This is a genomic window from Cytobacillus sp. T106 (genome assembly GCF_040492155.1).
In the GTDB taxonomy this organism is placed as follows: Bacteria; Bacillota; Bacilli; order Bacillales; family Cytobacillaceae; genus Bacillus_AB; species Bacillus_AB infantis.
The window spans coordinates 104,903-128,175 of record NZ_JBEUMK010000003.1; the positions used below are offsets into that span (position 1 = coordinate 104,903).

At 42.5% G+C, this 23,273-nt stretch carries 25 protein-coding genes, 1 tRNA gene and 2 pseudogenes; 8 read left to right on the plus strand and 20 right to left on the minus strand.

What is annotated here, in order from left to right; translation table 11 throughout:
- Positions 1-5: 5 nt before the first annotated feature.
- The 3 genes from ABU165_RS08165 to ABU165_RS08175 form a co-directional block, all read right to left on the minus strand.
- Entirely contained in the window at positions 6-971 is a 966-nt protein-coding gene (locus ABU165_RS08165; RefSeq protein ID WP_318060061.1) for a TIGR03571 family LLM class oxidoreductase, read from the minus strand.
- 11 nt (positions 972-982) lie between these two features.
- Complete coding sequence (locus tag ABU165_RS08170) at positions 983-1,234, minus strand: ArsR/SmtB family transcription factor (protein ID WP_249276775.1); 252 nt, start codon at positions 1,232-1,234, stop codon at positions 983-985.
- A 419-nt stretch (positions 1,235-1,653) separates the two neighbouring features.
- A complete protein-coding gene (locus ABU165_RS08175; RefSeq protein ID WP_318060062.1) occupies positions 1,654-2,748 on the minus strand; it encodes an L-dopachrome tautomerase-related protein in 1,095 nt (364 codons plus the stop codon).
- Positions 2,749-3,221: 473 nt separating this feature from the next.
- On the opposite strand from ABU165_RS08175, the gene ABU165_RS08180 reads away from it, so the two are divergent.
- Both ABU165_RS08180 and ABU165_RS08185 read left to right on the plus strand, forming a co-directional pair.
- Entirely contained in the window at positions 3,222-3,407 is a 186-nt protein-coding gene (locus ABU165_RS08180) for a hypothetical protein (protein WP_101547542.1), read from the plus strand.
- Positions 3,403-3,528, plus strand: a pseudogene (locus ABU165_RS08185) (IS1595 family transposase); the annotation flags it as partial. The gene ABU165_RS08180 and the pseudogene ABU165_RS08185, both read left to right, overlap by 5 nt.
- A 53-nt stretch (positions 3,529-3,581) precedes the next feature.
- On the opposite strand, the pseudogene ABU165_RS25190 reads toward ABU165_RS08185, so the two are convergent.
- The 5 genes and pseudogenes from ABU165_RS25190 to ABU165_RS08205 form a co-directional block, all read right to left on the minus strand.
- Positions 3,582-3,746 (minus strand): annotated as a pseudogene (locus tag ABU165_RS25190) (GNAT family N-acetyltransferase); the annotation flags it as partial.
- A 263-nt stretch (positions 3,747-4,009) separates the two neighbouring features.
- Entirely contained in the window at positions 4,010-4,546 is a 537-nt protein-coding gene (locus ABU165_RS08190) for a cysteine hydrolase family protein (RefSeq protein WP_318060063.1), read from the minus strand.
- 203 nt (positions 4,547-4,749) lie between these two features.
- The gene (locus ABU165_RS08195) at positions 4,750-5,022 is read right to left on the minus strand and encodes a CD3324 family protein (RefSeq protein ID WP_248137994.1); all 273 of its coding nucleotides are present in this window, start codon (positions 5,020-5,022) and stop codon (positions 4,750-4,752) included.
- 248 nt (positions 5,023-5,270) lie between these two features.
- Positions 5,271-6,197: a peptide ABC transporter permease gene (locus ABU165_RS08200; RefSeq protein ID WP_318060064.1), complete on the minus strand. Its 927-nt coding sequence runs from the start codon at positions 6,195-6,197 to the stop codon at positions 5,271-5,273.
- Positions 6,190-7,068, minus strand: a complete 879-nt coding sequence (locus tag ABU165_RS08205; protein ID WP_318060065.1) for a peptide ABC transporter permease — start codon at positions 7,066-7,068, stop codon at positions 6,190-6,192. The genes ABU165_RS08200 and ABU165_RS08205 overlap by 8 nt, the downstream gene beginning before the upstream one ends.
- 579 nt (positions 7,069-7,647) lie before the next feature.
- On the opposite strand from ABU165_RS08205, the gene ABU165_RS08210 reads away from it, so the two are divergent.
- Positions 7,648-8,898: an MFS transporter gene (locus ABU165_RS08210; RefSeq protein WP_101547537.1), complete on the plus strand. Its 1,251-nt coding sequence runs from the start codon at positions 7,648-7,650 to the stop codon at positions 8,896-8,898.
- A gap of 365 nt (positions 8,899-9,263) precedes the next feature.
- On the opposite strand, the gene ABU165_RS08215 is transcribed toward ABU165_RS08210, so the two are convergent.
- Complete coding sequence (locus ABU165_RS08215; RefSeq protein ID WP_318060066.1) at positions 9,264-9,698, minus strand: hypothetical protein; 435 nt, start codon at positions 9,696-9,698, stop codon at positions 9,264-9,266.
- Positions 9,699-9,940: 242 nt separating this feature from the next.
- Between ABU165_RS08215 and ABU165_RS08220 the strand changes: the two genes are divergently transcribed.
- Both ABU165_RS08220 and ABU165_RS08225 read left to right on the plus strand, forming a co-directional pair.
- On the plus strand, positions 9,941-11,149 hold the full coding sequence (locus ABU165_RS08220; RefSeq protein ID WP_318060067.1) for a restriction endonuclease: 1,209 nt from the start codon (positions 9,941-9,943) through the stop codon (positions 11,147-11,149).
- A gap of 147 nt (positions 11,150-11,296) precedes the next feature.
- On the plus strand, positions 11,297-11,491 hold the full coding sequence (locus ABU165_RS08225; RefSeq protein WP_318060068.1) for a hypothetical protein: 195 nt from the start codon (positions 11,297-11,299) through the stop codon (positions 11,489-11,491).
- A 498-nt stretch (positions 11,492-11,989) separates the two neighbouring features.
- Here ABU165_RS08225 and ABU165_RS08230 read toward each other — a convergent pair.
- Positions 11,990-12,086 (minus strand) — tRNA-Sec (locus ABU165_RS08230).
- Between the two features lie 81 nt (positions 12,087-12,167).
- Positions 12,168-12,512: a hypothetical protein gene (locus tag ABU165_RS08235; protein ID WP_318060069.1), complete on the minus strand. Its 345-nt coding sequence runs from the start codon at positions 12,510-12,512 to the stop codon at positions 12,168-12,170.
- Between the two features lie 159 nt (positions 12,513-12,671).
- Between ABU165_RS08235 and ABU165_RS08240 the strand changes: the two genes are divergently transcribed.
- Entirely contained in the window at positions 12,672-13,106 is a 435-nt protein-coding gene (locus ABU165_RS08240) for a DUF2621 domain-containing protein (RefSeq protein WP_318060070.1), read from the plus strand.
- 234 nt (positions 13,107-13,340) lie between these two features.
- Here the strand turns inward: ABU165_RS08240 and ABU165_RS08245 are convergent, their stop codons facing one another.
- The 3 genes from ABU165_RS08245 to ABU165_RS08255 form a co-directional block, all read right to left on the minus strand.
- Positions 13,341-13,835: a CcdC family protein gene (locus tag ABU165_RS08245; protein ID WP_022543750.1), complete on the minus strand. Its 495-nt coding sequence runs from the start codon at positions 13,833-13,835 to the stop codon at positions 13,341-13,343.
- Between the two features lie 135 nt (positions 13,836-13,970).
- Positions 13,971-14,330 carry a response regulator gene (locus tag ABU165_RS08250; protein ID WP_009790952.1) on the minus strand — a complete coding sequence of 120 codons (360 nt, stop codon included), beginning with the start codon at positions 14,328-14,330 and terminating at the stop codon, positions 13,971-13,973.
- Between the two features lie 228 nt (positions 14,331-14,558).
- Positions 14,559-15,266 (minus strand): cytochrome c biogenesis CcdA family protein, encoded by a 708-nt coding sequence (locus ABU165_RS08255; RefSeq protein ID WP_009790950.1) that lies wholly within the window; start codon positions 15,264-15,266, stop codon positions 14,559-14,561.
- A 322-nt stretch (positions 15,267-15,588) separates the two neighbouring features.
- Here ABU165_RS08255 and ABU165_RS08260 point away from each other — a divergent pair, with 322 nt between their 5' ends.
- Positions 15,589-15,762, plus strand: coding sequence for an aspartyl-phosphate phosphatase Spo0E family protein (locus ABU165_RS08260; protein WP_009790949.1), 174 nt, complete (start codon positions 15,589-15,591; stop codon positions 15,760-15,762).
- A 49-nt stretch (positions 15,763-15,811) separates the two neighbouring features.
- Here ABU165_RS08260 and ABU165_RS08265 read toward each other — a convergent pair whose 3' ends face one another.
- Together ABU165_RS08265 and ABU165_RS08270 are read right to left on the minus strand one after the other, a co-directional pair.
- Positions 15,812-17,611: an ABC transporter ATP-binding protein gene (locus ABU165_RS08265; protein ID WP_318060071.1), complete on the minus strand. Its 1,800-nt coding sequence runs from the start codon at positions 17,609-17,611 to the stop codon at positions 15,812-15,814.
- Positions 17,601-19,364, minus strand: coding sequence for an ABC transporter transmembrane domain-containing protein (locus tag ABU165_RS08270; protein WP_318060072.1), 1,764 nt, complete (start codon positions 19,362-19,364; stop codon positions 17,601-17,603). The genes ABU165_RS08265 and ABU165_RS08270 overlap by 11 nt, the downstream gene beginning before the upstream one ends.
- Before the next feature lie 204 nt (positions 19,365-19,568).
- Here ABU165_RS08270 and ABU165_RS08275 point away from each other — a divergent pair, with 204 nt between their 5' ends.
- Positions 19,569-19,838, plus strand: a complete 270-nt coding sequence (locus ABU165_RS08275; protein WP_009790946.1) for a hypothetical protein — start codon at positions 19,569-19,571, stop codon at positions 19,836-19,838.
- Between the two features lie 46 nt (positions 19,839-19,884).
- On the opposite strand, the gene ABU165_RS08280 is transcribed toward ABU165_RS08275, so the two are convergent.
- From ABU165_RS08280 to tkt, 4 genes are all read right to left on the minus strand, one after another.
- Positions 19,885-20,082, minus strand: a complete 198-nt coding sequence (locus ABU165_RS08280) for a hypothetical protein (protein WP_009790945.1) — start codon at positions 20,080-20,082, stop codon at positions 19,885-19,887.
- A 133-nt stretch (positions 20,083-20,215) separates the two neighbouring features.
- Positions 20,216-20,431 carry a YneF family protein gene (locus tag ABU165_RS08285; protein ID WP_009790944.1) on the minus strand — a complete coding sequence of 72 codons (216 nt, stop codon included), beginning with the start codon at positions 20,429-20,431 and terminating at the stop codon, positions 20,216-20,218.
- Between the two features lie 86 nt (positions 20,432-20,517).
- Positions 20,518-20,955 (minus strand): sporulation inhibitor of replication protein SirA, encoded by a 438-nt coding sequence (gene sirA / locus ABU165_RS08290; protein ID WP_022543749.1) that lies wholly within the window; start codon positions 20,953-20,955, stop codon positions 20,518-20,520.
- 198 nt (positions 20,956-21,153) lie between these two features.
- Positions 21,154-23,154: a transketolase gene (tkt, locus tag ABU165_RS08295; protein WP_022543748.1), complete on the minus strand. Its 2,001-nt coding sequence runs from the start codon at positions 23,152-23,154 to the stop codon at positions 21,154-21,156.
- Positions 23,155-23,273: the final 119 nt, after the last annotated feature.

The following is a 23,273-nucleotide window of genomic DNA, read 5'->3' on the forward strand; positions in this document are numbered from 1 at the left end:
AAAAGCTAATCTATTACTGGAATTTCATGAGTCGGAAAGTAAGGCAGCACAAACTCTCCAAGCTCCTGGATGACTTCCTCGGGAGGGCGCCTTGAAAAATACAATACAAAAGCCAGGTGATTGACACCAATGGATTGAAATTGATACAGAATTTCCAATAAGTGCTTGCGCCCTGCACGAAATCCTAACGAAATCGGAACAGGAGATGAATCGGGATTTTCCGATAAATCGATGAATAAAGTCTGGGTGAAGGGCTTAAACACTCCAGGGGCGTGAATTTCCGACAACTCGCGATAATCTTTAATCAATTGAGTTTGCTGTGGCATGTTCCTCGGGTATTGGATCCAGCCGTCCCCATTTTGTGCGATCCATTCAATCGATTGATTTGTGAATCCTGTCACCATGGTCGGAATCGCTGAAAAAGGTTTGGGAAACATTCTCATATCGGTTCCATCGATCATGCCTGAATCACTGCTAATGGTCGGATTCTCCTCCTTTAACAGCCGTTCAAGGAATGCATAATTCTTTTTAAACAGATTTCCACTTTCGAGCTTGGAGATTCCTAGGGCTGTGAAATCTTTATCCCTGTCTCCTGAGGCCACTCCCATGATCAGGCGTTCGGGAAACAGCCGGTCAATAGATGATGCTTCCTTTGCCACCCGGACAGGATGGCGCAGCGGGAGGACCACACTCGCCGTCCCAAGTGCAATATTCCTGGTATGGGCCGCAAGATAGGTCAAATAAATCCATATATCATACATTTGCCCATTATCATCAATATTCAAATTCTGAATCGTAACGTCCCGAAGCCACAATGCCGCAAAACCATGGTTTTCAATTTTGCGGGCAAGCGGCAGCTGATTTTCCATAATCGGATATTTCGACATCCTTGCCGTCGGAATCGTGAAACCAAGCGTCATTTTATCCTGCTGGTACAATCTGTTAAATGCTCGATGCTGTAATAAACTCACTTCAATTCTCCTTAAATTTTTGTACCAATGTATTTTTCGAACTTTTTAATTGTCTCCTCATTACGGCGATAATATGTCCATTGTCCAATTCGCTTCATTTCAACCAGTCCGCTTTGCAGCAGAATCGATAAATACTGTGAAGTTGTGGATTGCGAAATCCCGGCCTTACTTCTGATATCCCCTACGCAAACCCCGCCTTTAAATCCTTCATCAGCAATAATATGGGCTTGCAGTGAAAAATGACTCTCGGGATCTTTTAACATTTGAAGAATGCTCACCCTCGTCTGGTTTGACAATGCCTTAAAAATTTCAACGGCTTGTTCATCATTTAAGCGTTCCAATTCCTGCTTCAATGTCATTTGCCTCTTTCTATATTGATTATCACTATCTCAATGGAAGCTGGATAGAGATCTGAAAGCGTCACGCCAAATCGGCAATTCGCGATATTCATATATTACCTATCTGTTCTGCGCAAAGCAAAAGATTTGTTTCGAAGGAGCTACGGAAAAAATCTCCTATCTTAAAATAAGACAACAAAAAAACCTGCAAATAACAGGTTTTTCCGACGGTTTCGCCACTCCATCTTAGTTGATACAGGTCTAAAATATGGTTCCTGTATTCCTAATAATGCTGAATAGCATCTAAATGACCTGCTGCCTGTGAAAGAAGTAGACCCTCATGGTTAAAAGGCTGGAGCAGATAATTCCCCAATATACATCCGAAGTAAACTATAAGGTTTTTCCCGTAAATCTCTTCCATAATGAAATCTGGCCTGCCGATGCAATTGGTTTACAATGACATATAAGTATCCATCAGGGCCAATTGAAAAAGTATCCGGCCATAATATTCTTGGATCATGTGCGATGGTTTCTATTGCTCCATTCGGAAATATCTTACGGATACTGTTATTTTCATAGTCCCCGGCATAAACGATTCCTTTTGCATCGGTAATCATTCCATCAGATGCCCCTTTTTCACCCAAATATTCCACATGATAAGGTAAATCCGTGTCCGGCAGCGTTCTGTCCCTGAGGGCTTCTGTTGAGATCGAGAACAAATGACGGCTGCTTAGAGGAGCAAAATATACTATCTTTCCATCGGGAGAAATCGCAAGACTATCAGACGCCAATCTAAATGGTGAAGTTGAACCGTCTTTGTTTCGGTTCATTAAGATTTGGCCTTCTACTTTCGGTATAAAATAGGGATCAGGCGAAGTTGAATGGGCTCCATTTAACCGTCTAAATGCGTTTCCATTTGCTAAATCTACGACGATAATAGCTCCTGGCCCTCTTGATGAAGAATCCGTTATATAGGCATAACCTGCTTTTCCAACACGAAAATCAAATCGTACATCATTCAGATAAGTCGTTGGCAGGACAACATCATCTGTAAAGGTATATACCCTTCTAATCGTATTGGTTTTTAAATCAACAGCCACTAATTTTGCCCCGCCTTTAATGGGTACAGAAAAATTAGGTGCTCCTGTATCCAGTACCCAAAGTGTGCCCAAACCATCCGCAACTACACTTTGGACACTGATGAAAGTCATTGTGACATTCCCGGGGTTAACCAAATTGGTTTGTAAATTAGGATAAGGCTGCAATTGATCCCCAACAATTTCAGCCACCGTAAATTCAACATCGTCTCCCCATTTCGGAAAGCAAACGAAAATACGGCCATTTTCTGAAACAGTAACACCTGTAGGCATAGGCCCATAAAATGAAAACACCAATTCTAAATTACCGAAATATTTTTCACTGGGTAATACAGGTTTCATAATATCCTCCTCAAGCATTCAACCGGGATATTTCCTGTATATGATGTAATTTTATTCTAGTGCATGTTTCTTGGTAAGTTTCTATATGTAAGACGGTTTACTTGATTGAATTAAATATTTCCGGCTTCGGGGCAAATAGATTTCATTTAGTTTGTTTAATAAGACACATTAAGCACAGCCTGATAATCTTCTTTTTCAACTGAGATTTATGAAAATTCACAAGGGTGGCGGTAATATGGGGCTGTTCATTTCCGTTCCAGGCACTTCGCTTTCCGCGGGGCGACGCTGAGCCTCCTCCCGCTGCGCGCTGCGGGGTCTCAGCATTGCCGCTGCTTTCCCGCTGGAGTCTGCGTGCCTTGCACTCCAATTAACAGGGTTTTTTATACTTTGTGTGTAGTTAAATTCGGTTATGTAAATCACCTATTTTTTGTTTTCTTCCTGCATTTCCTTCAGCTCATCAGGAGAAACGTCTTGTGGGGGAGTCGGTTTTTTTATTGGCTAAAGCTCCATGCTTGATGCCATATTTTAAATACAAGATGTTTCTATCTGCTGAGTCCTTTGAAGTCCAAGACGCCGTAATGAAAGAAATCAATGAGCTGCGTTCTGAGTTTGACAGCATGAGGCAGATTGTTCAAATCCGTCAGACGATTAATAGATGATTACATATATTGGTTCAGTTTCCTTCAGCAAAGTAAGAAGATGGTGGACAAAGAGCAGATAAATCAGATGCTACTCAGTGCCTGCCAAAACTCAAATTGTTTTACGGTGAAATTTTTGTGAGGTATAGAAAAACAGCCATCCCTATGAATGCGGCTGCTCTCTGTAAGGAATATTTACTTTTTTAACTCTTGGTAATACACTTCAAGTAGTTTTTCTACTGGTATATTATCTATCGTCATTCCTGATATGTCACTATCCGTTATTTGCAGGTTTATTAGATTACTGTTGCTAATTTTAGTTCCTTGAAGGTCACATCGCTCAAAAGAGAGTGCTTCTTGGTTCCTTGTCTGTTTCAAAAGCAACAATGTTTACGAAAAGAGCCTTGGAAAAAGAAGCTGACTGTTTCATATATTGAAAGTCTCCTATGAAAGGACTGTTGGGAAGGCTGCCAAGGATTCAGCAGCCTAAGCATGGTACTTTTAAAAAATCAATTAACAATTCTTATTTAGGTATGCAGATTTTTAGATTAGCCTCAAAGCATTAGCACATTCCTCTTCACTTTCTAGTTAGCTTGATGGATATGGGGTCTGTCCCCTTGGCTCTATTTCTTATATTCCATCACATAGTCTTCATAATCCAATACTTCAATAGCCTGTGACCAGTGTAAGACAGTTCCGATAAAATCTTTTATATCAAGACCTTTCATTTCATAAGTCTCTTCGGAGTTAACAGTTCCGGTTGCATCCTCAATAAAAGTTACATGAAACCCTCTATCATAAGCAGAAATAGCTGTAAACATACAGCAGAACTCAGTATTGAACCCGGTTATAAATAGGTGATTTACCCCAAGCTCTTCTAATATATCAGCCAATTTCGTGTTAAAAAAGGAACTTGGACTTTGTTTCTCTATTACATAATCGGCATACTCTTTTAGGGAAGCATGTACTTTTGACCCAAGTGAATCCTTATATAGCGGACTTTCTATAAGATCATCCATATGCCTCATAAATATAACTGGCATTCCATTATCCTTGAAATCCTTTATCACCTTTTCCATTAGTGATAACTCATGTTGAAAATCTCCGATATCTACAATTCCGTTTTGTACGTCAATTACTAATAATGCCTTCTTTGTCATAATGTTCTCCTTCAATTGTTAGAATATTAAGCAATAAAAACTCTTCCTAGTAATGTGGTTCATATCTTATATCTTATATCTTATATCTTAAAACACTCCAATAACTCACTGTACCTAATAAACTGTTCTGTATTATTTTTAAGCGAAAAAAGGAACCCTCCTTGACTGAATAAATAGTCGCCAGGAGACTTCCTTCGTTTAATTCAATGCGTATATTCTTTGGAAATAATTCTTTCAATGCTTTTAATGGAAAGAAAGTATTCTGTCGCTAAATCTTGTTTAGATTTTCCTTCCTTATATTTTTGATAGATTTCTCTATTCCGAATTCTTAACGTATATTTTGTCCCGCTTTTTTCTCCCCAAGATTTTTCATTGCCTTTTTTTCTTGGAATGTAGAGGTAATCACCCTCAACATATTCTTGAATGGCGAGTAAAAGCTCAGAGGGTAATACCTGTGTGGCTTTAACATATCCCATATCTTTGCTCTCCTTATAATTAAGATCAGCAAAGACTGCAAAAAAAGAATCATTTAAGGCAATCTACCATCGCTCATTTTAAGAGCAGCCTTTGCTATTTAGAAAGTGAATTTCGAAACAGTTTTTATCACTGGTATCCCTCCTTATTCTCTTTAATGTATATTACCATAAAATGCTAGTTGAAACTTTAGAATCATGTTTCCTGATTTCCCTTCTTTTAAGATTTTCACAAAATTTACCGAGACACGCTATATTAGAGGACTCTTCCTATGCTTAACTCTTTCCTTCTGAACAAACCCCTGGAGAATTAAGTAAAATGAAAACAGCAGTAAGAGGTATGCAGCAAGCGGAAATAGGATGACCCAGGGAGAATAATAGAAAGCGGATCGGAATTGGCCAATGAGACCGGCCCATTCTTTGGTCATTGAGATATAGATAACTGGATCCATCCTGACAAATGTTCCGCCGAGAAATATACTGAATATGCCCAGTTGCCCAATTAAATGAAGGACCAGTATAACTTCATTCACAAAAATAATCATGAACTGGCCTTTCAATGCAGGGAGAATATGAGTTTTAGCAATGTGCGAGCGGCTCCCTCCTATCGTTTGAGAAGCTAAAACATAGAGGCTGGTTTTTAATTCTGCTGTTTTGGCAAATACGACATTGTACACTCCATTAATCCCAAGAATCACCATAAGGGTCCCAGTGAGGAGGATTAAGGCATTTTCACCCCATACCGGGACAAAATTCAATCGGAAGAGAACAAAATAAACAAATATAAAGACAGGAAATCCGCTTAATAGATTGGGAAGCTTTTTCCTTTCTTTCCTTATAGCTAACGACCTGTTGCTGACAGCAAAATAAAGCCCAAGCGCACCACCTATTAGGGATCGCAAAAAAGCACAGATAAACACAGTGAAAAAAGTATACCTGGCTCCATATAATAGGAGAGATAAAATGTCATAGCCCCATTGATCGGTGCCAAAATGGTGTTTTTCGGATGGAGGATATGGAGGGGCTATTAATTTATTTCCTGATTCTGTTGTTACGTACTGAACATCGGACAGCTCATCTGCTGCATAAGGGGCAATATAAGGACCTATTATTGAAATGAAGAAAAAGAAGATGAGCAGCAGTATGCCTGCTTTTAATTTTAGATTCCATTTACCCACGCAATAACACCTTCTCTATTCCGAAAATAAAGAGCTTCATCGTAAATAGCACAGCGATATAAAGGATAAAGAAAGAAAGCAGGGAAATGACTACGAGGTTATACTGGTAGCCAAAGTTCACCGGATATTCGAATAGGATTTCAGTTAACCCCCTTGTATTATAAAGATGCTCGATAATAAATAGATTAGCTGTCGTGATCCCTACGATCTTATAGATATCAGCCTTTAAAAAAGGAAGTACATTGCTGGTCACATGGTAGAGATAAATCTGCCTTTTCGTAAGTCCCTTGGAAACAGCTGTTAGTATGTAATCTTCAGAAGCCACCTCAAAAGTGCGGTCGTTTAAGGAACGGACTAAATACAAAAGGGGCAGGATCGTTAACGTCAAAACTGGCAGTAAAATGGCCGGTTCCTCGAGCGATAGCGAAGCAACCTTTGCAACGCGCATACCAGTTTGTTTATAAATATAGGTAACAAAAAGCTGAAGCAATAAAACTAAAATGAAATCCGGGATAAATCCCACAAATCCTAATATGGAGTTTACCCACTTCTCACTTTTTTTCCATAGCCATATACCAAAAATAAAGGATAATACAATAACAATAGATAATGAGACTGAGACATAGACATAGGAGACACTAAAAAAGCTCAATAGGTCAAATAGCAAAAATCTTCTTCGGTCCCCTTGCATGTAATAGTAGGACTCACCTGTAAATAGACCTTTTATAAAAGCAAGTACCTCGCCTGGAATCTTTGAAGGAAGAAAAATGACCTTCCCATCCAAGTTATATAAATATAATGGCAGCGCAGCAACCAGCAACAGAACAAGGAATCCTGCAGTTTGTGTTAGTATGCTTCTAATATAATACATGGATTATCCTTCCTTTAGCTTGCTTAATTTTGCAGGTGAGTTAACGGCGGTCAGTGCCGATTAATTTCTTATTAGTATGAAAGATAAGACCCTTTGAGGGTACCCTAATAATCTTCTTTTTCAACTGAGATTTATGAAAATTCACAAGAGTGGCTTAAATATGGGCTGTTCATTTCCGTTCCAGGCACTTCGCTTTCCGCGGGGCGACGCTGAGCCTCCTCCCGCTGCGCGCTGCGGGGTCTCAGCATTGCCGCTGCTTTCCCGCTGGAGTCTGCGTGCCTTGCACTCCAATAAACAGGGTTTTTTATACTTTGTGTGAGTTTAAATTCGGTTATGTAAATCACTTGTTGATTAAGATTATAACGCTTCATACGGGAGGAATGAACTACTTAATCATTTTCCCAATACCAAAAATAGTAAATATAAAGTAAGATTGGTTAGTAGGAAAAAAAATCCACATAATAATGGAGAATTTCAACTAGGCTGGTGATTGTATTTGGGAGAGCAATATAAGTTCAATGAATTATCCAACTCAACGTTGGAGCTTAATGGAGTATATGAAACAAGGTGTAAAGACGTATGAATAAGAGAGTAAGCATAATAGTAATTGCTTTAGGGACTCAGTCCTTGCAATCGAGCATTGTTTTCTTAACACTGGCTTGGTATTTCACTAATATAACGAATTCTCCTTTGGTATTCGGATCACTCATGGCTTTCCGTTACATACCGGGCATATTATTAACTACTTTAAGCGGAATTGCCATTGATCGTATGAACAAGATACCTTTAGGACTGTGGTCAAGCATCTGGCACCTTTTTTCTCTTTTGCTTTTGCTGGTGGTGGGATGGTTAAAAATTGATCCATCCGGGGCTAATTATTGGATATATGCAGGAGTCGTCATATTCATAGGGATCTCATCCGCTGTTCTCACTCCCCTAGAAAGAACTCTGGTACCGATATTATGCAATCCTGGAGAATTAAAGTCCGTTAATAGTGTGATAACTGTTGTCACACAAGTGTCCAATTTATTGGGAACCAGCGCGGCCGGGATACTTCTGCTGACAGGCGGTTTTTCCCTATCCATGATTGTGGCTGTTATCCTGTCATTTTTTTCTGTCCTTTGCTATATCGTTCTGTTAGTTAAAGTCAAAATACCTCACACTTCTAATCAAAATAAGAGTGTGATGACTGCCTTTAAGACAACTGTCAGAGATCTGAAAGAGCAAAAATGGATTTTCATTGCTATTTCTTCAGCTGTATTTACCAATATGTCATTCGTTATGATCATGGATGTTCTTTTGCCAACTCTATTTTCTGATTTGAAAATTAATGGCTCAGCTGCTCTAGGATTGTGCTTCACTGCCATTGGCGCTGGCACCTTAATAGGGGCAGCTTTCACATACAAATTCAAACAGATAAATTTTAATACCTCTATATTTTTATACATTGGATCAGCATTAGCAGCCGTCATGGGCGGCAATTTCTTAGATTCAATCGTATTCAGTTTAATAGCTTTCGGCCTATTCGGATTGCTCGCTGCGCCAATAACGATCATTTTTCAAACAACTCTGCAGGAAGCTATACCAGTTAACATTTTAGGAAGCGCAATGGGGGTATTATCTTCAGGAGCCACTATAGCGCAGCCAATTGGTGTTTTATTGGGAGGTGTTCTTTTATTAAAACTTGATGGAGCCACTGTACTCACAATCACATGCGCATTTTCCATCATTGCGGTTTCAATCGGATGGTGGAGGTTAAGACTGCAGCAAATGCAATCGCAAGATCGTTCTGAGCCTGTCATACAGAAAGTGAACTCGCCTTCAGCGTAGGCGGGTTTATTTTTTTGATTGTATTAGTAAAGGACATATCAATTACATCAAGATTGAGCACTATTTATTTGTAAAAGGAAAATGTTGCACCGGGACGTATCTCGCTCTGTTCCGTCTCTGCTGGTCCATAAATGCCGTCAGCTGCTCAATCGAATATAGCGGCTTACAGATTACGTTTTATCGCTGTCATCCATGGTTGTCAGAGAAAAGCCTTCACCCATGAGGTGGTCAGCAGAACTAGCGATTTTTGCTCTCAAGACTTCTTCAGAGATGCTGTTGTTGTTGTTTTTATTCTTTCTATTCTTTCTTTATTTCTTTTCTCTATTGTGTATTCAGGTTCGATTCACGAGTCCTTCATGACCGATTCACTTTCGGGCGAAAAAAAAGATTCTGGTCTGTTTTAGGCTGTACCTCGGCAGCACTTGCCTTTTCCATTTCAGCCAGCTTTCGACCATAATAGACTTATCCACCCCAAAAACCGTAAACAAAATACCATGCGAAAACAGCTCCGCCATAATCAGACCGAGCTTTTCCAGCCGCTTAATTGGACGCTGAATCCGCGAATCACTATAAAAATCCCTCTTCTTCAGGTTATAAAACCATAGGTCCTCCCGCAAAAGATGGGTAGAACAGACATACTGCTCCAAATTCAGTATGGTCCCTCCACAAGGCACTTCATCCTTCAACATCGCATCGCTCTTCAGCAGCAAAAATAAACACAATCCCTCCAAATGATGAAACACAACACTCCACCGAACCAGACTTTTAAACTGAGTCCACCCTTTGATCTGCATATGCATTTCTAATCACTCCTATATGTTTGTTTATCTCTTATATATGGATTTGAATAGGAAATGGACATGGGGTAAGGAGAATTTTTCATGAGCCACAGGGATAGGTTCCTTGGCACCGTCTAAAAAATGAGCCAAGGGGGCTTGTCCCCTTGGCTGAAAAATTAATAAGATTAAAATTTATATTAACCAAGTGGTTACTTTACTGTAAAATAATAGTAATTATATACTGCATGAATGGAGGAAAATAGATGATGAAATATACTGTAAGAGAGTTGGCAGGAAAGTGTGGGTATGCACCTACAACAGTAAGAGATTGGATTGCTTTATTTCATGACTTTATTCCGCATCATAAGGATGAAAGTGGAGTTATATTTTATGATGATGAATCTGTTGAAATCATCCATTATATAAAAAAATTAAGAGATAGAAAGATTCGTAAGAACAATATGATAAATTTTCTTAAAGAATATTCACAACCTCTAAGCGAAAAAGAGATCGACATTAGACTTAGCAAACATTTCAAGCATAAAGGCACCCATCCTCCCACCCCAAGTGAATTTACAATACCCTATTTGAACATCCTTAGTGATAGAAAAATTCGTCACGTATCCGAGATAAATGAAGCATTAGCCGACTTTTTCTCTATTCAAGGTCAACAAAAGGAAATTTACTTACATAGTGGCGATTCAAAGTTTAAGATAAGAGCAAGATATGCAAGACGAGAATTGCAAGTTGCTGGACTCCTTGAACAACCAGAGCAAAACACATATCAGATAACCGACTTAGGGTTAAAAGTTTTCAAGCAGTTCCCGCATGGTGCTAATATGCCTCTTATAAGTAAATTCTTAAAGGAACTATCCGAAGATAATACTGAGGACATTGTAGATGTTGGAGAATCTGCTGAAATATTTACAATGGAAGACGATAACGAAGATGAAAGCACACCAACTGAAATAATGGATGAACAATTTAAAAGAATTAACAATTTACTTGCATTAGAGATTTTAGAACAGATAAAAAAAATCAACCCTAAAAGGTTTGAAGAAATAGTACTAGATTTATTACTCGCTATGGGCTATGGGGGCACCTTAGGCAGTGGGCAAACCACTGATTATGTAAAGGATGAAGGTGTTGATGCAATCATAAAGGAAGATAAGTTGGGACTAGATATAATATATGTTCAAGCAAAAAGATGGAAAGGTAATGTTGGAAGGCCGGAGATCCAAGCCTTTACTGGTAGCTTGGAAGGAAAAAAAGCACGTAAGGGTGTTTTTATTACAACTTCTAAGTTTACACGAGAAGCCGAAGAATTTGTTAAACATATTGAAAAAAAGATCATTTTAATAGATGGTGAACTACTTGGGAAGTACATGCTGGAACATAATGTAGGGGTTTCTATAGAAAGTAAGTATATAGTCAAGAAAATTGATAGTGACTATTTCAAAATAGAAGAATAATGTACTTGCACCTAATACTTAATACCATAGAACTTCAACAGGAGTCTCGAATGTCTATTTTTTTACTACTGCATATTCCAAGATTAAAGACTGTCTTAATTTAAGTGGCGATATAATTTATATATCAAACAGTGGGGATTGATTCCGATGAACGAAAAAGAGAAGGAACTGTTAGAAAAAATATTTGATTTATTGGACGAAATGACTGAAGACACAATGGAATTAGAACAAGGGTTAACCGGAATAAATTCAAGCATCCAAGCTATTGGAAATGGTTTAAATCGAATTGAAGCAACCCAAAAAGACATTATTGAAGAATTAAAACAACAACTGAAACGCTAAGAAACTTCCTAAAAGCAAATAACTTATATTAAGGCAACAACTAAACAATATTGGACTATACAGGTACAAAAAAAGAACCCACGAGTTTAGGGAATACTAAATCCAGTGGGTTTTCTTATGGTTTTTTCAGTTTATTTTTATATACTACTTTTCAAGCTGGGAAGGTAGTCTTCCTCGGTAAACTTTTACACCGTACCATAATTCACTGTTTATCTTACTTATTATGAACCACAGAGTAAGTTTCCTTGGCTCTGTCTTAAGCCATGGATATCTGTCCCTAGGAGCAGGCAACACATCTCCCGTGTCCTGTGATAACCGAAAGAAGCGGGTGGCTATTGCAAAATAAACGCGCAGAGTAATGCACTATCTTATAGAATAAAAAGCTTGCTCTTGTTCCTGTAAATTGCAAAGAAGTCAGAGGCCAGACTCCCTACACACCAAAACAACAAACAAAAAACCGCACAGTCCTATCACTGTACGGCACTAATATGTATATTATGGCGGGACCGCCTGGGAATCGAACCCAGCTGACCTGGCACGCAGGTCACGAGCGGTTTTGAAGACCGTGAGGGACACCAGTACCCCATTCAGCCCCGTGGAGTAAAGCAGTTATGTGCTGCTTTTGTTATTTAGCAATAATGATATTATGCAGGATTTGAACTTACTTTTCAAGCCTTTAGCTCCGGCTGCCGGTTCCTTTGCCTTTATTCTGACCCTGGTCTTCTTCGGCGATCTTTTTCAGCAGCTTTTTATTATTCTTGTTGATTTCAAATTGCACCTTGTATACCCGGAAAAGCTGCACCATGAAGCGGATCCATAGAAAGACGGCCAATGCGGCGAGGACAAAGAAAATGATGGTTTCGACTGCCCCTTCAATAGGGCTGAAAAAGCTCATGAAGAGTCCGTAGGCGATACCTGCTGCAACGAGAAGACCGATGCGCAGAAAAATCTGCAATAATAACCCATCCTTTTGCTTTTGCAGCTTTTCTTTTTCCTGCTGAAGACTAGCTCTGCTTTCCATTCATTTCCCTCCCCGTTTTCCTTATTGTACCATCAAACAAGTTTAAATGGCTTGGCCGTTTCCCTTATGTTCCACTTTTTATGCAGGATTCGGCTTGTCTCCTTCCCTTCATATGCTTATAATAATAGTAAATAAGTTATTGTAATGTAGGTGAGTAGAATGACAACAGAGCTTACTGGCTGGTTTTTGGTGTTTATTTTGTTTTGGGTGGTTGTGCTGGTATCACTGTTTGCGATTGGCGGCTTTTTTATGTTCCGGAAGTTTTTGAAGCGGATGCCGAAAGAGGATGGGAAGTCGATTCTTGATTGGGAAGAGCATTATGTGAATCAGACGCGGAGCCTTTGGGCTAAGGATCAGAAGGTGCTCTTGGAGGATTTGGTGAGTCCGGTGCCTGAGCTTTTCCGTGATGTGGCTCGGCAGAAGATTGCCGGGAAGATCGGCGAGCTGGCATTGAATGAGAAGGCGAAGCGCATTACGGAGGATCTCATCATTCGCGGCTATATTTTGGCGACTCCCAAGCGTGATCACAAATTCCTGCGCCGCAAACTGGCTGAAAGACAAATTGATATGGCTCCTTATGAGCATTTATTCTAGAAACCATTCCGCTGTCCGTGGAGTGGTTTTTTTCATAAGAAAAGCGCAAGCGCCTTGGTCACCCCCGACAAGCACAAGACGATCCTCCCGGAAAGGCGTTCTTTGCCTTTTTGGGAGGATTGGCTTGTGACCTCGAGGGGGTAGGCGCTGGAGCTAGACAGTAATCGAGGATAAAAAATATACTTTCTTATTTTATAAAAAAAACACCGAAAGCGAATTCGATGTTTTTCAAGGTTATACGGTTGTTTTTGTATTCAATGAGGTACCATTGAGCTCATTGTAGATCTTTTTGTAGTTCAGGTACATGGCGATCCGCCAAGGGACGATCATGCCGAATGCAAGGATCCAGAACATGCCGCTCAGCTGGCCGACGTCTATCGTGGAGCTGAGGATCAGCTTGGCCACAATCCGGACGACAAGAAGGCCGACCAGGATAAAGGCAAAGGCCTTAGATCTTTTTAAGAAAATATCATTATCACGCACTTCAAATGCCGAGGTTTTGATCAACAGGATTGAAAATAGCATGCCGACTCCGGCAGCTTCTAATATCTCAAGCGGTGTGACGCGAAAGTACGGAAAGACGAACATCAGGGCGCCCGTGCTCATGAAAAGCGGCGGCAAGATGATCTTTTTGGCTGAAGCAGGTTTCTTGGCTGCCCGCATCCGGATGAACATGACAAAAACAGCCATGCAGATGGCTCCGATCGAAGAAGCTACAACCATGTTCATAGCATTCATCCTTTGTATGTTTAATATTTACCATTATATTATATCCTAAATTCCTCTGTTTAGAAAATATTTTTCAGGACTTTGGGCATCGGTGCAAAAAGAAAAGCCATTTAAGCAGGCTTAAATGGCTTTGGGTCAGCTGAGGACCCGGTTGACTGCGTCGAGCACGCGGCCTTCATCAAATGGCTTAACAATAAAATCTTTGGCGCCGGCCTCGATGGCTTCGACGACCATCTTCTGCTGGCCCATCGCTGAGCACATGACTACCTTGGCGTCAGGAAATTCCTGTTTGATTTCCTTCATGGCTTCCAGGCCGCTCATCTCCGGCATGGTGATATCCATGGTTACAAGCTCCGGCTTGAGCTCGCGGTAAAGGTCAATTGCTTCGCGGCCGTTTTCGGCCTCCCCGACGATTTCATGTTCGGCTTTCTTTAAGATGCCGGTTAAGGTGAGTCTCATGAATTTTGCGTCATCTACAATTAATATTCTTGCCATGCTGGTTCCCCCTCGACACTGCAACAGAAATCAATCTATTATTATGTATCTTTCTATATTTCACACGTCAAAAAACAGTATTAGATAAAAGAGCACATATTTCAATATAACGGAATGTGAGTGAGAATTCAATCCAAAGAATCCGACAAATTTCGCTTTTCCTTCAAATTTCAAGTTGTAATTTATGGAAGGATAAAAGAAAACCCGGCATTTTTGCCGGGCCATCCTTTAGAAACCTTTAAATCCGCCAAACATAGCAGTCATTATAGATATGATCTGAGTCATCCAGTCAAAGAACAGCACAATACCCATGACAATCATCACATAGCCGCCGATCTTCATGATTTTTACGTTATTGCGGCGGATCCATTGCATTTTGCCGATAAAGAACGACAGCACGAAGAATGGAATCGCAAATCCGAGTGAATAGGCAATCATATACACAAGGCCTGAGCCAGGATTTGAGGCAGCGAGTGCCCAAACGGACATGAGGATCGGTCCTGTGCATGGCGTCCAGCCTGCTGCAAATGCAAGGCCGATCAGGACTGAACCCAGGTAGCCGCCTGGCCTGTTTTTGAATTCCAGGCGCCTTTCCTTCATGAGCGCCTCCGGCTTGAAAACGCCGACAACCATCAATCCGAAAATGACAATGAAGATGGCGCCGATCTGCCTGATCAGATCATTATGATCGCTGAATATTCTTCCGATAAAAGATCCCCCAAAACCGAGGGCAATGAAAATAATGCAGAACCCGAGCAGGAAGAAAAGGGTATGCAGCATGCTGCGCTTCTGCAGCATCGCGTTTTCTTCTTTCAGCTCGCCCACTGACATGCCGGTTATGTAAGATAAGAATGCGGGATACAATGGCAGGCAGCAGGGAGAAATGAAGCTCAGGAAGCCCGCTCCAAGGGCGATGAATATATTGACATCAGTCATTCAAGACACCTACTTTTTCTTGATTCTTTACCATTTTAACAAAATCCCGCCAAGAAAGATAATGGACACCTTGTGAACACTTTGTGACCTACTATAATTATATTAAAAACATATAAAGGACATGTTATAATTTTGATAATGTTTTTGTCATATCAGAGAAACTTTCTTTTGAATTTATTACCATTATTCGATATACTGTATGAGTAACTAACATTATTTGTTATAATCTTTCATGTTTTTACATGGTTTTAATTTGGAAACTTACATACAGACAATAATAAAATGGGGCCTCTTTTAAATCCACAGGAAAGGACTATCAGCCGTGGCAGGAAAACAAGAACTACTGTCTTTGATTGAGAATAAGCGGGCTGAACTAATCCAAGTCGCCATGAAGAATGGCCTGCATTCAACTGCTGCGATTAAGTACAGTCAGGAGCTTGACCATCTCTTGAACGAATATAACCGTATTTTTATAAAAAAGGTTCAGACACAATAGAAAAACAGCTTGGAAGCTATATAAGCCCAAGCTGTTTTTATTTTGTCTTTTAAGCGTTGCCGACTGCGTCTTCCACTCTCTCGACTGAACCGTTCTGCAGCAGGTACATTTTATGGTACAAGCCTTTCAGTGCGAGCAGTTCCTGGTGGGTGCCCCGTTCCACGATTTCCCCCTGGTGAAGGACAAGGATCAATTCAGCATCCTGGATGGTGGATAGCCTGTGGGCGATGGCAATGGTTGTGCGCCCCTTCCTCATCTTCTCAAGGGCCGTCTGGATGGCCTCCTCTGTCTCAGTGTCGATATTGGCAGTCGCTTCATCAAGTACAAGGATTTTCGGGTTGGCTGCAATCGTCCGTGCGAAAGCGATCAGCTGCCTTTGACCGCTGGAGAAGGTCGAGCCCCTCTCAACTACCTTGTGATCGTAGCGGTCATCAAGCTTCTCAATGAAGGTATGCGCCTGAACGAAATGGGCAGCTTCCTCTATTTCCTTATCGGTCATCTCTGTATCATGGAGGCGGATATTGTCCTTGACCGTTCCATAAAACAGGAAAGGATCCTGGAGGACTAGACCAAGCTTTTCCCTCAGCTCTTCCCTTGGATAAGACTTAATCGACTGCCCGTCAATCAAAATGTCACCTCTTAAGAATTCATAAAACCTCATCATAAGATTGATGATCGAGCTCTTTCCGCTTCCTGTATGGCCAACCAGCGCCACTGTTTCGCCCGGCTTGGCAGTAAAGCTGATGTTTTTCAGCACATCCCGCTTTCCATCATACGAAAAGCTGACATCCTTGAATTCAATCTGTCCGTCCCCGATTGAAAGCTTCTCTTCCTTTTGAGCGGGCGCAAGCTCTTCTTCATCCAGGAGCCTGAAGACCCTGGAGCCGGCAATGATGGCCTGCTGGTACATGGATAACCGCTGCATCATATTGTTGACCGGCTCGAAAAAGCGGTCCAGATAGCTGACAAATGCGAATAAAACTCCGACTTCAATCGGATTGCTGAATGAGGTGATCCCGAAAAAGCCCAGGACAATTACAAGCGCAAGTGTATAGACCAGGTCTATTGCCGGCCTGAGGAGCAGCCCATCAACCTTGATGTTCCTCATTCCTGCGTCATAATGCTTCTGGTTAATGTCTGCGAATTCTTTGCGCAGGCGCTTTTCCTGCCTGAATACCTGGATGATCCCCATTCCCTGGAGCGACTCGCTAAGCTTCGCATTCAGCTGGCTGAGCCTTTCCCTCATATCCTGATAAAAGCGCGAGCTGTATTTGCGGTACATCTGCATGATCATAAAGATGATCGGCAGGATCACCAGGCAGAATAAGGCGAGCTGGACATTCAGGGCAAACATCGCGATGAATATCCCGATCAGGAGGAAGCCGCTCTGGATGAAGATGACAAGGACGCTGACAAACATATCCTTGATGGCCTCTGTATCATTCGTGACGCGAGAGACAATGCTCCCGGCCGGCGTCTGGTCGAAATATTTCAGGCCGAGCGACTGCACCTTTGAAAAAACGTCGATCCGCAGCTGCTGAATGATTTTTAAAGCGATCTCCTGGAACTTGAGGAGCTGGAAATAAGAGATCAGGACATTCATGACCTGGATGCCGATATAGCCTGCGCCGAGCAGGAACAGAGGCTCGAATGCCAGGTTCCTTGGTGTCAGATAGTCATCAATGAATATTTTGACAAGGATAGGCCCCATGATATCGCCGATCGTTGTCAGCAGCAGCAGGCTGAAGGCGAGGATAAGCGTTGCTTTATGCGGCTTTGTATAAGCAAGGAGCCGGTATAGGACGGTCCGCTGTTCTTTCTTATTGATATCCTGCTGGTTATGCTCCATGATTTCTGCCTCCGTGCTCTACAAGTTCTTCAAGCTGCTGGCGGAGATACATGCTCTTATACCAGCCTTCTTCTTCCATCAGCTCGTCGTGTGTGCCTTTTTGCGCGATTCTGCCCTCATCGAGCACAAGGATCAGATTCGCATGCTGTATCGCACTCAAGCGGTGGGCGGTGATGATGGTCGTCTTGCCTGCCCGGTTTTTCCTGAGGCCGTTCAGGATGGCTTCCTCTGTCTTCGCATCAACCGCTGACAGAGAGTCATCCAGGATCAGTACTTCCGGGTCCATCATGAGCGCCCTGGCGATTGAGATCCGCTGCTTCTGCCCGCCAGACAAGGAAACGCCGCGCTCACCGACAACCGTTTCATAACCTTCCGTAAATTGAAGGATATCTTCATGGATATTGGCAAGCTTTGCTGCCTTGAATACTTCCTCCCGCTCAGAGGAAGGGTTCGCAAAGGCAATATTTTCAGCGACTGTGGCTGAAAAAAGGAAATGATCCTGCGGCACATAGCCAATGGCCTCATGCAGCTTTTCAAGCGTATAATCATTGACTGAATGGCTGCCAAAGCGGACATCCCCTTCAAAACCGTCAAATTCCCTGATCAGCAGCTTAAGGAGCGTTGTTTTCCCGGCACCTGTCTTCCCGACGATCCCAAGGGTTTCACCCCTTTTCAATTGGAAGCGGATGTCTTCGAGGACAGGCTTTTCCTCGTTAGGGTAAAGAAATTTATTGATATCATAAACAAGATCCCCGCTCGGAACGATTGCAAGTGCACCTTCCTTGTCAGCCACCTCTGCCTTTTCGGCAAGCAGGCTCATGATCCGGTCATTGGAAGCCCGCCCTCTTTCGACGATATTAAAGAGCCAGCCAAAGGCAAGCATCGGCCAAATCAAGAGTCCGAGATACGTTGTAAATGAAACAAGCTCCCCGATTGTTAATTCACCTGAAATCACATATCTGGCGCCAAAAGCGACAGACAGGAAAAAGGAAATGCCGACGATGATGCTGATTGTTGGATCAAAAAGTGAATCCACCTTGGCCACTGAAATATTTTTCTCCACCACATCATGTGATTGTTTGCGGAAATCCTCTATATCTTCTTTCTCCTGGCCAAAGGTCTTGATGACCTTGATGCCTGTGATGCTTTCCTGTGTCTTATCATTTAAAGCAGAAAAAGCCTCCTGTGCCCCATGGAACCGCTTATGGAGGAGCGTCCCATACCAGCTCGTCAAAATCGCCATGAGAGGCATCGGGATCAGGCAGATGAGCGTCAGCTTCCAGTTAATCGTCGCAGCCATGGCGATGATGACAAATCCACCTGTGGCAAGCGAGTCGACAAGGGTCAAAACGCCTGAGCCGGCCGTCTGCTGGACCGCCTGAAGGTCATTTGTCGCATGGGCCATCAGGTCCCCGACCCGCCTTCTTTGGTAAAACGATTGCGGCATCTCTGTAAAATGCCGGTACAGCCTGTTCCTCAGCTGCCTGGACAGCTTGACGGCAGATCCGAAAATCATGATCCGCCAATAATAGCGCAATATGTACATCATGAGTGCGGCTCCAATCAATATCAGGAGCCAGTTGACAAGAAGGCCGCTGGTCAAAGTATCGTTTTTGATATGATCAACCACAATCCCGATGACCTTCGGCGGAATCAGCTGCAGGAATGCTACAAACAGCAGCAGGAAAATCCCTGTCACATACGATTTCTTCTCTTGCTTAAAAAACCACATTAAATCTGCAAATACTTTCATGCTTGCTTCCCCCGGCTCTCGTGTTCCTGATTTTTCCTCAATTATGCTCCAAATAGTTTATCAAATATTTTAAAAATAAGAAAGATTTTTCAAGGGGCGCACTAAAGACATATTCATCATTTATCGGAATCCGTGATATTGGCAGGGACAAGTTGGAGCGTACAAGCATTAACTATAGAGATAAAAAGGAAAAGAGGTGTTTAAATGTCTGCTGGTATTCCATCTTTGCCAAGCCTTCCGACAGTCGTAACAGTCTGCTGGTTCCGGAACCCATTAAGTCCTGTATCACTGAGAAGGATTTCCCAGGCGACTGTTCTGGGAAATGATGCAGAAGCCTGCCTTGAGACACTTGAAACAGGAGCACGATACAACCCTGCTGCAGAATGCCTTCTGGCTAACGGCTTTCAGCTCGTGACCCTTCTTGATTTCGGCATCTACGGATTTTCCGTTTTCACATCCACGCCAGAAGCATAATAAAAAGAGGACAAGTATCCCTGTCACCCAGGGTGCTTGTCCTCTATCAGCTTCCGTTTCCGTCATAAAGACGCACAAAATGCTTCATCAGCTCTTCTTCTGAAATTTGGATCCGGTGCTCCAGGTCTTTCGTCCGCAGGACATATTCCTTAATGCCGATGAATTCGGATTCAGCAATCAGCCAGAATACTGTACCGCGTTTGAATCTGCCGTTAAAGCCGGTTTTCAATCTGTATTTTTTCATGTTACCCTCAGCTTAACATTTACGATTTTTATCTAAAAAGCCGCTTTCTCTGTCATAATCACAGAAAAAGCGGCTTTCTTGATGTACAGTGATGGCCATAGACTTTATTACAATAGGGAGCCCTATGTAAGCCTTACTTGCCGGACTGCTTATTCATGGCAGACATCATCTGATTAATTTTCTTCTGAGATGGTTTCATACCCATTTGCATCATCATCATTTTAAGCATTTGTTCGTTGATTGGCGGATTTTTCTTTAAGTAGCTCATCATATATTTACGAGCGATGAAAAATCCTAGTGCTACACCGGCGATCAATGCCAGTATACCAACTAGAATAACGTCCCACATTCAAAACTTCCTCCTTCATGTTGTCTATCATACAGTGTACTAAACCAAAGGTTATTATACAATATTTGCACCTGTTTTTCCCCTATTTAAATAAATTTTCTTTCTTTGATCGGCTTCAGCCAGCCAAAGCGCCTGTTCGTCATATCAACCGCCAGATAAGAGGATTCATTTTTCCGGAGGATTTCAAAGAACACCGTTTCTGCATCATAATTCCCATGTGATTCAATCACTAAACATCGGTCATAGATTTCAAGCCGCGCTGAACTGTTTTTTCCGTTTTGGATAACATAGGCCCCCTGATCGGCTGATGCTCCTTTTTTCCTTGAAAGCTGCTGTGTAAGATACTGGTGAAGCCTGAGGGCGGGAATCGGCCTTGTGATAAACTCAATCTGGCGTGACAGGATCGATTTCAGCTCTCCCTTCGAACGGCTGTATTCCTGAAAGAGCTGGTAGAACATCCGCTCTCTGCCGAAATAATGGGAAGCAAATTCGTCTTCTATTAAATAAAGCTGATAGGTTCTCACCAACATCTCCTCCAATATCTTCTATATTGTTCAAGTATAAGGGAACAGAATCAGTTACTTTGTCTTTCAGCGTCAAAAATAGGCACTAATTTTGTCGAACAGGCTTATTTGCCTATCAATTATATAAAAAATAAAAATATTTAATCAATTGTAAGGAAATAAAAAAGAGAGCGTACTCTGACGCTCTCTTTATACCCTTTACAGAAGGGCCTTTAAACGTGCAACCACGTTTTCAACTGTGAAGCCGTACTCTTCGATGATCTTCTCACCTGGTGCAGATGCGCCGAATGTATCGATCGCTAATACATCGCCTTCATCACCGGCATAACGGTGCCAGCCAAGTGAAGAGCCCATTTCAATGGCAAGGCGCTTCTTGACAGCCTTCGGAATGACGCTTTCTTTATATTCCTTGGACTGTGCTTCAAAGCGGTCCCATGCAGGCATGGAAACAACTGCTGCATCGATGCCTTCTTTCTTCAGTGCTTCCTGCGCTTTTACAGCAAGATGCACTTCAGATCCGGAAGCAAGCAGCAGGGCATCTGCCTGATCTTTGCCAGCCGGTGAGACAACATAAGCTCCTTTAGATACGCCTTCATACGCGTTTTTGTCAGTATCCTGGAGGGTAGGCAGGTTTTGGCGCGTCAGCACAAGAGCTGTCGGCTTATCCTGTGATTCTACCGCCACTTTCCAGGCAGCAGAGGTTTCATTGCCATCAGCCGGGCGGATGACAGACAGATTAGGCATCGCACGAAGTGATGCAAGCTGTTCAACCGGCTCGTGTGTAGGGCCGTCCTCACCAACAGCGATGCTGTCATGCGTGAATACATAAGTAACAGGCAGACCCATCAGGGCAGCTAAGCGGATTGCCGGGCGAAGATAGTCAGAGAATACGAAGAATGTTCCTCCGAATACCTTTAAGCCTCCATGAAGGGCCATACCGTTTAGGGCGGCACCCATGGCGAATTCCCTTACGCCGAACCAGATGTTGCGGCCTTCGAATGAAGCAGGGGTAAAGTCGCCCGAGCCTTTGATCATCGTTTTATTCGAACCGGCAAGGTCAGCAGATCCGCCGATAAAGAATGGAAGATTCTGCGCGATTCCGTTCAGTGCTTCGCCTGAAGAGGCGCGGCTTGCCAGGCTTGAACCTGTTTCGTATACAGGGATATCCTTATCCCATCCTTGCGGAAGCTCGCCTTTCATTGCTCCGTCAAGCTGTGCACCGAGCTCAGGGAATTCCTGCTTATAGCTTTCAAGCATAGAGTTCCATTCCTGCTCAGTCTTTTCTCCGCGTTCTGCGATGTGTTTCTTGAAGTGGCTGTACACTTCATCCGGGACATGGAAATCTTCTTCAAAAGTCCACTTGTAAGCTTCCTTCGTCAGCTTCAGCTCATCTGCACCAAGCGGTGCGCCGTGAACATCTGATTTCCCGGATTTGTTAGGTGAGCCGAATCCGATGACCGTTTTTACTTCAATCATAGTCGGATGGTCAAGGTCGCCTCTTGCTTCCTCAAGCGCTTTCGCCACTTCGTGAAGGTCATTACCGTCTTCAACACGGATATACTGCCAGCCGTAAGATTTGAACCTTTGCTCCACACTTTCAGAGAAAGAGCGGTCAAGGTCGCCGTCAAGGGAGATATCATTTGAATCATAAAGGACAACGAGCTTGCCAAGCTTCAGGTGGCCTGCCAGCGATGCTGCTTCGGCAGATACACCTTCCATAAGGTCACCGTCGCCGCAAATGCTGTATGTAAAGTGGTCGACTACATTATACTTGTCTTTATTGTAGACGGCTGCCAGGTGGCGCTCAGCCATAGCCATGCCGACTGCCATTGAGATTCCCTGTCCAAGCGGACCAGTTGTCGCGTCAACGCCCTTTGTATGTTTGTATTCAGGGTGTCCGGGAGTCTTGCTTCCCCATTGGCGGAATTCTTTCAGGTCATCGATTGTGAGACCATAGCCTGATAAATGGAGCAGACTGTATAGAAGCATGGAACCATGTCCTGCAGATAAGACAAAACGGTCACGGTTAAACCACTCAGGGTTTGCCGGGTTATGGTTCATGAAACGGCTCCAGAGTGTGTACGCCATAGGAGCTGCCCCCATAGGCATGCCAGGGTGGCCGGAATTTGCTTTTTCAATAGCATCGATAGATAGAGTTCTGATCGAGCTTATGGACAAATCATCGATAGATTCAAACATATACTACATCCTCTCTTTAAAAAAATCCTGCTCAATTAATTTTATAGCGGCTCTTTATTTTACACAACTGAGAAGCTTCTGTATATCTTGTGCATTTTGGAAACCTGTATGTAAAAGAG

Bases quoted from the DNA above. Each gene is read 5' to 3' on its own strand.
- ABU165_RS08195 (WP_248137994.1), bottom strand. From the start codon at position 5,022: ATGGGATATGTTAAAGCCACACAGGTATTACCCTCTGAGCTTTTACTC.
- ABU165_RS08270 (WP_318060072.1), bottom strand. From the start codon at position 19,364: ATGAAAGTATTTGCAGATTTAATGTGGTTTTTTAAGCAAGAGAAGAAA.
- ABU165_RS08225 (WP_318060068.1), top strand. From the start codon at position 11,297: ATGAACGAAAAAGAGAAGGAACTGTTAGAAAAAATATTTGATTTATTG.
- ABU165_RS08205 (WP_318060065.1), bottom strand. From the start codon at position 7,068: ATGTATTATATTAGAAGCATACTAACACAAACTGCAGGATTCCTTGTT.
- ABU165_RS08255 (WP_009790950.1), bottom strand. From the start codon at position 15,266: ATGACTGATGTCAATATATTCATCGCCCTTGGAGCGGGCTTCCTGAGC.
- ABU165_RS08215 (WP_318060066.1), bottom strand. From the start codon at position 9,698: ATGCATATGCAGATCAAAGGGTGGACTCAGTTTAAAAGTCTGGTTCGG.
- ABU165_RS08240 (WP_318060070.1), top strand. From the start codon at position 12,672: ATGACAACAGAGCTTACTGGCTGGTTTTTGGTGTTTATTTTGTTTTGG.
- ABU165_RS08210 (WP_101547537.1), top strand. From the start codon at position 7,648: ATGAATAAGAGAGTAAGCATAATAGTAATTGCTTTAGGGACTCAGTCC.
- ABU165_RS08250 (WP_009790952.1), bottom strand. From the start codon at position 14,330: ATGGCAAGAATATTAATTGTAGATGACGCAAAATTCATGAGACTCACC.
- tkt (WP_022543748.1), bottom strand. From the start codon at position 23,154: ATGTTTGAATCTATCGATGATTTGTCCATAAGCTCGATCAGAACTCTA.
- ABU165_RS08190 (WP_318060063.1), bottom strand. From the start codon at position 4,546: ATGACAAAGAAGGCATTATTAGTAATTGACGTACAAAACGGAATTGTA.
- ABU165_RS08175 (WP_318060062.1), bottom strand. From the start codon at position 2,748: ATGAAACCTGTATTACCCAGTGAAAAATATTTCGGTAATTTAGAATTG.
- ABU165_RS08265 (WP_318060071.1), bottom strand. From the start codon at position 17,611: ATGGAGCATAACCAGCAGGATATCAATAAGAAAGAACAGCGGACCGTC.
- ABU165_RS08220 (WP_318060067.1), top strand. From the start codon at position 9,941: ATGATGAAATATACTGTAAGAGAGTTGGCAGGAAAGTGTGGGTATGCA.
- ABU165_RS08245 (WP_022543750.1), bottom strand. From the start codon at position 13,835: ATGAACATGGTTGTAGCTTCTTCGATCGGAGCCATCTGCATGGCTGTT.
- ABU165_RS08285 (WP_009790944.1), bottom strand. From the start codon at position 20,431: ATGTGGGACGTTATTCTAGTTGGTATACTGGCATTGATCGCCGGTGTA.
- ABU165_RS08275 (WP_009790946.1), top strand. From the start codon at position 19,569: ATGTCTGCTGGTATTCCATCTTTGCCAAGCCTTCCGACAGTCGTAACA.
- ABU165_RS08170 (WP_249276775.1), bottom strand. From the start codon at position 1,234: ATGTTAAAAGATCCCGAGAGTCATTTTTCACTGCAAGCCCATATTATT.
- ABU165_RS08235 (WP_318060069.1), bottom strand. From the start codon at position 12,512: ATGGAAAGCAGAGCTAGTCTTCAGCAGGAAAAAGAAAAGCTGCAAAAG.
- ABU165_RS08280 (WP_009790945.1), bottom strand. From the start codon at position 20,082: ATGAAAAAATACAGATTGAAAACCGGCTTTAACGGCAGATTCAAACGC.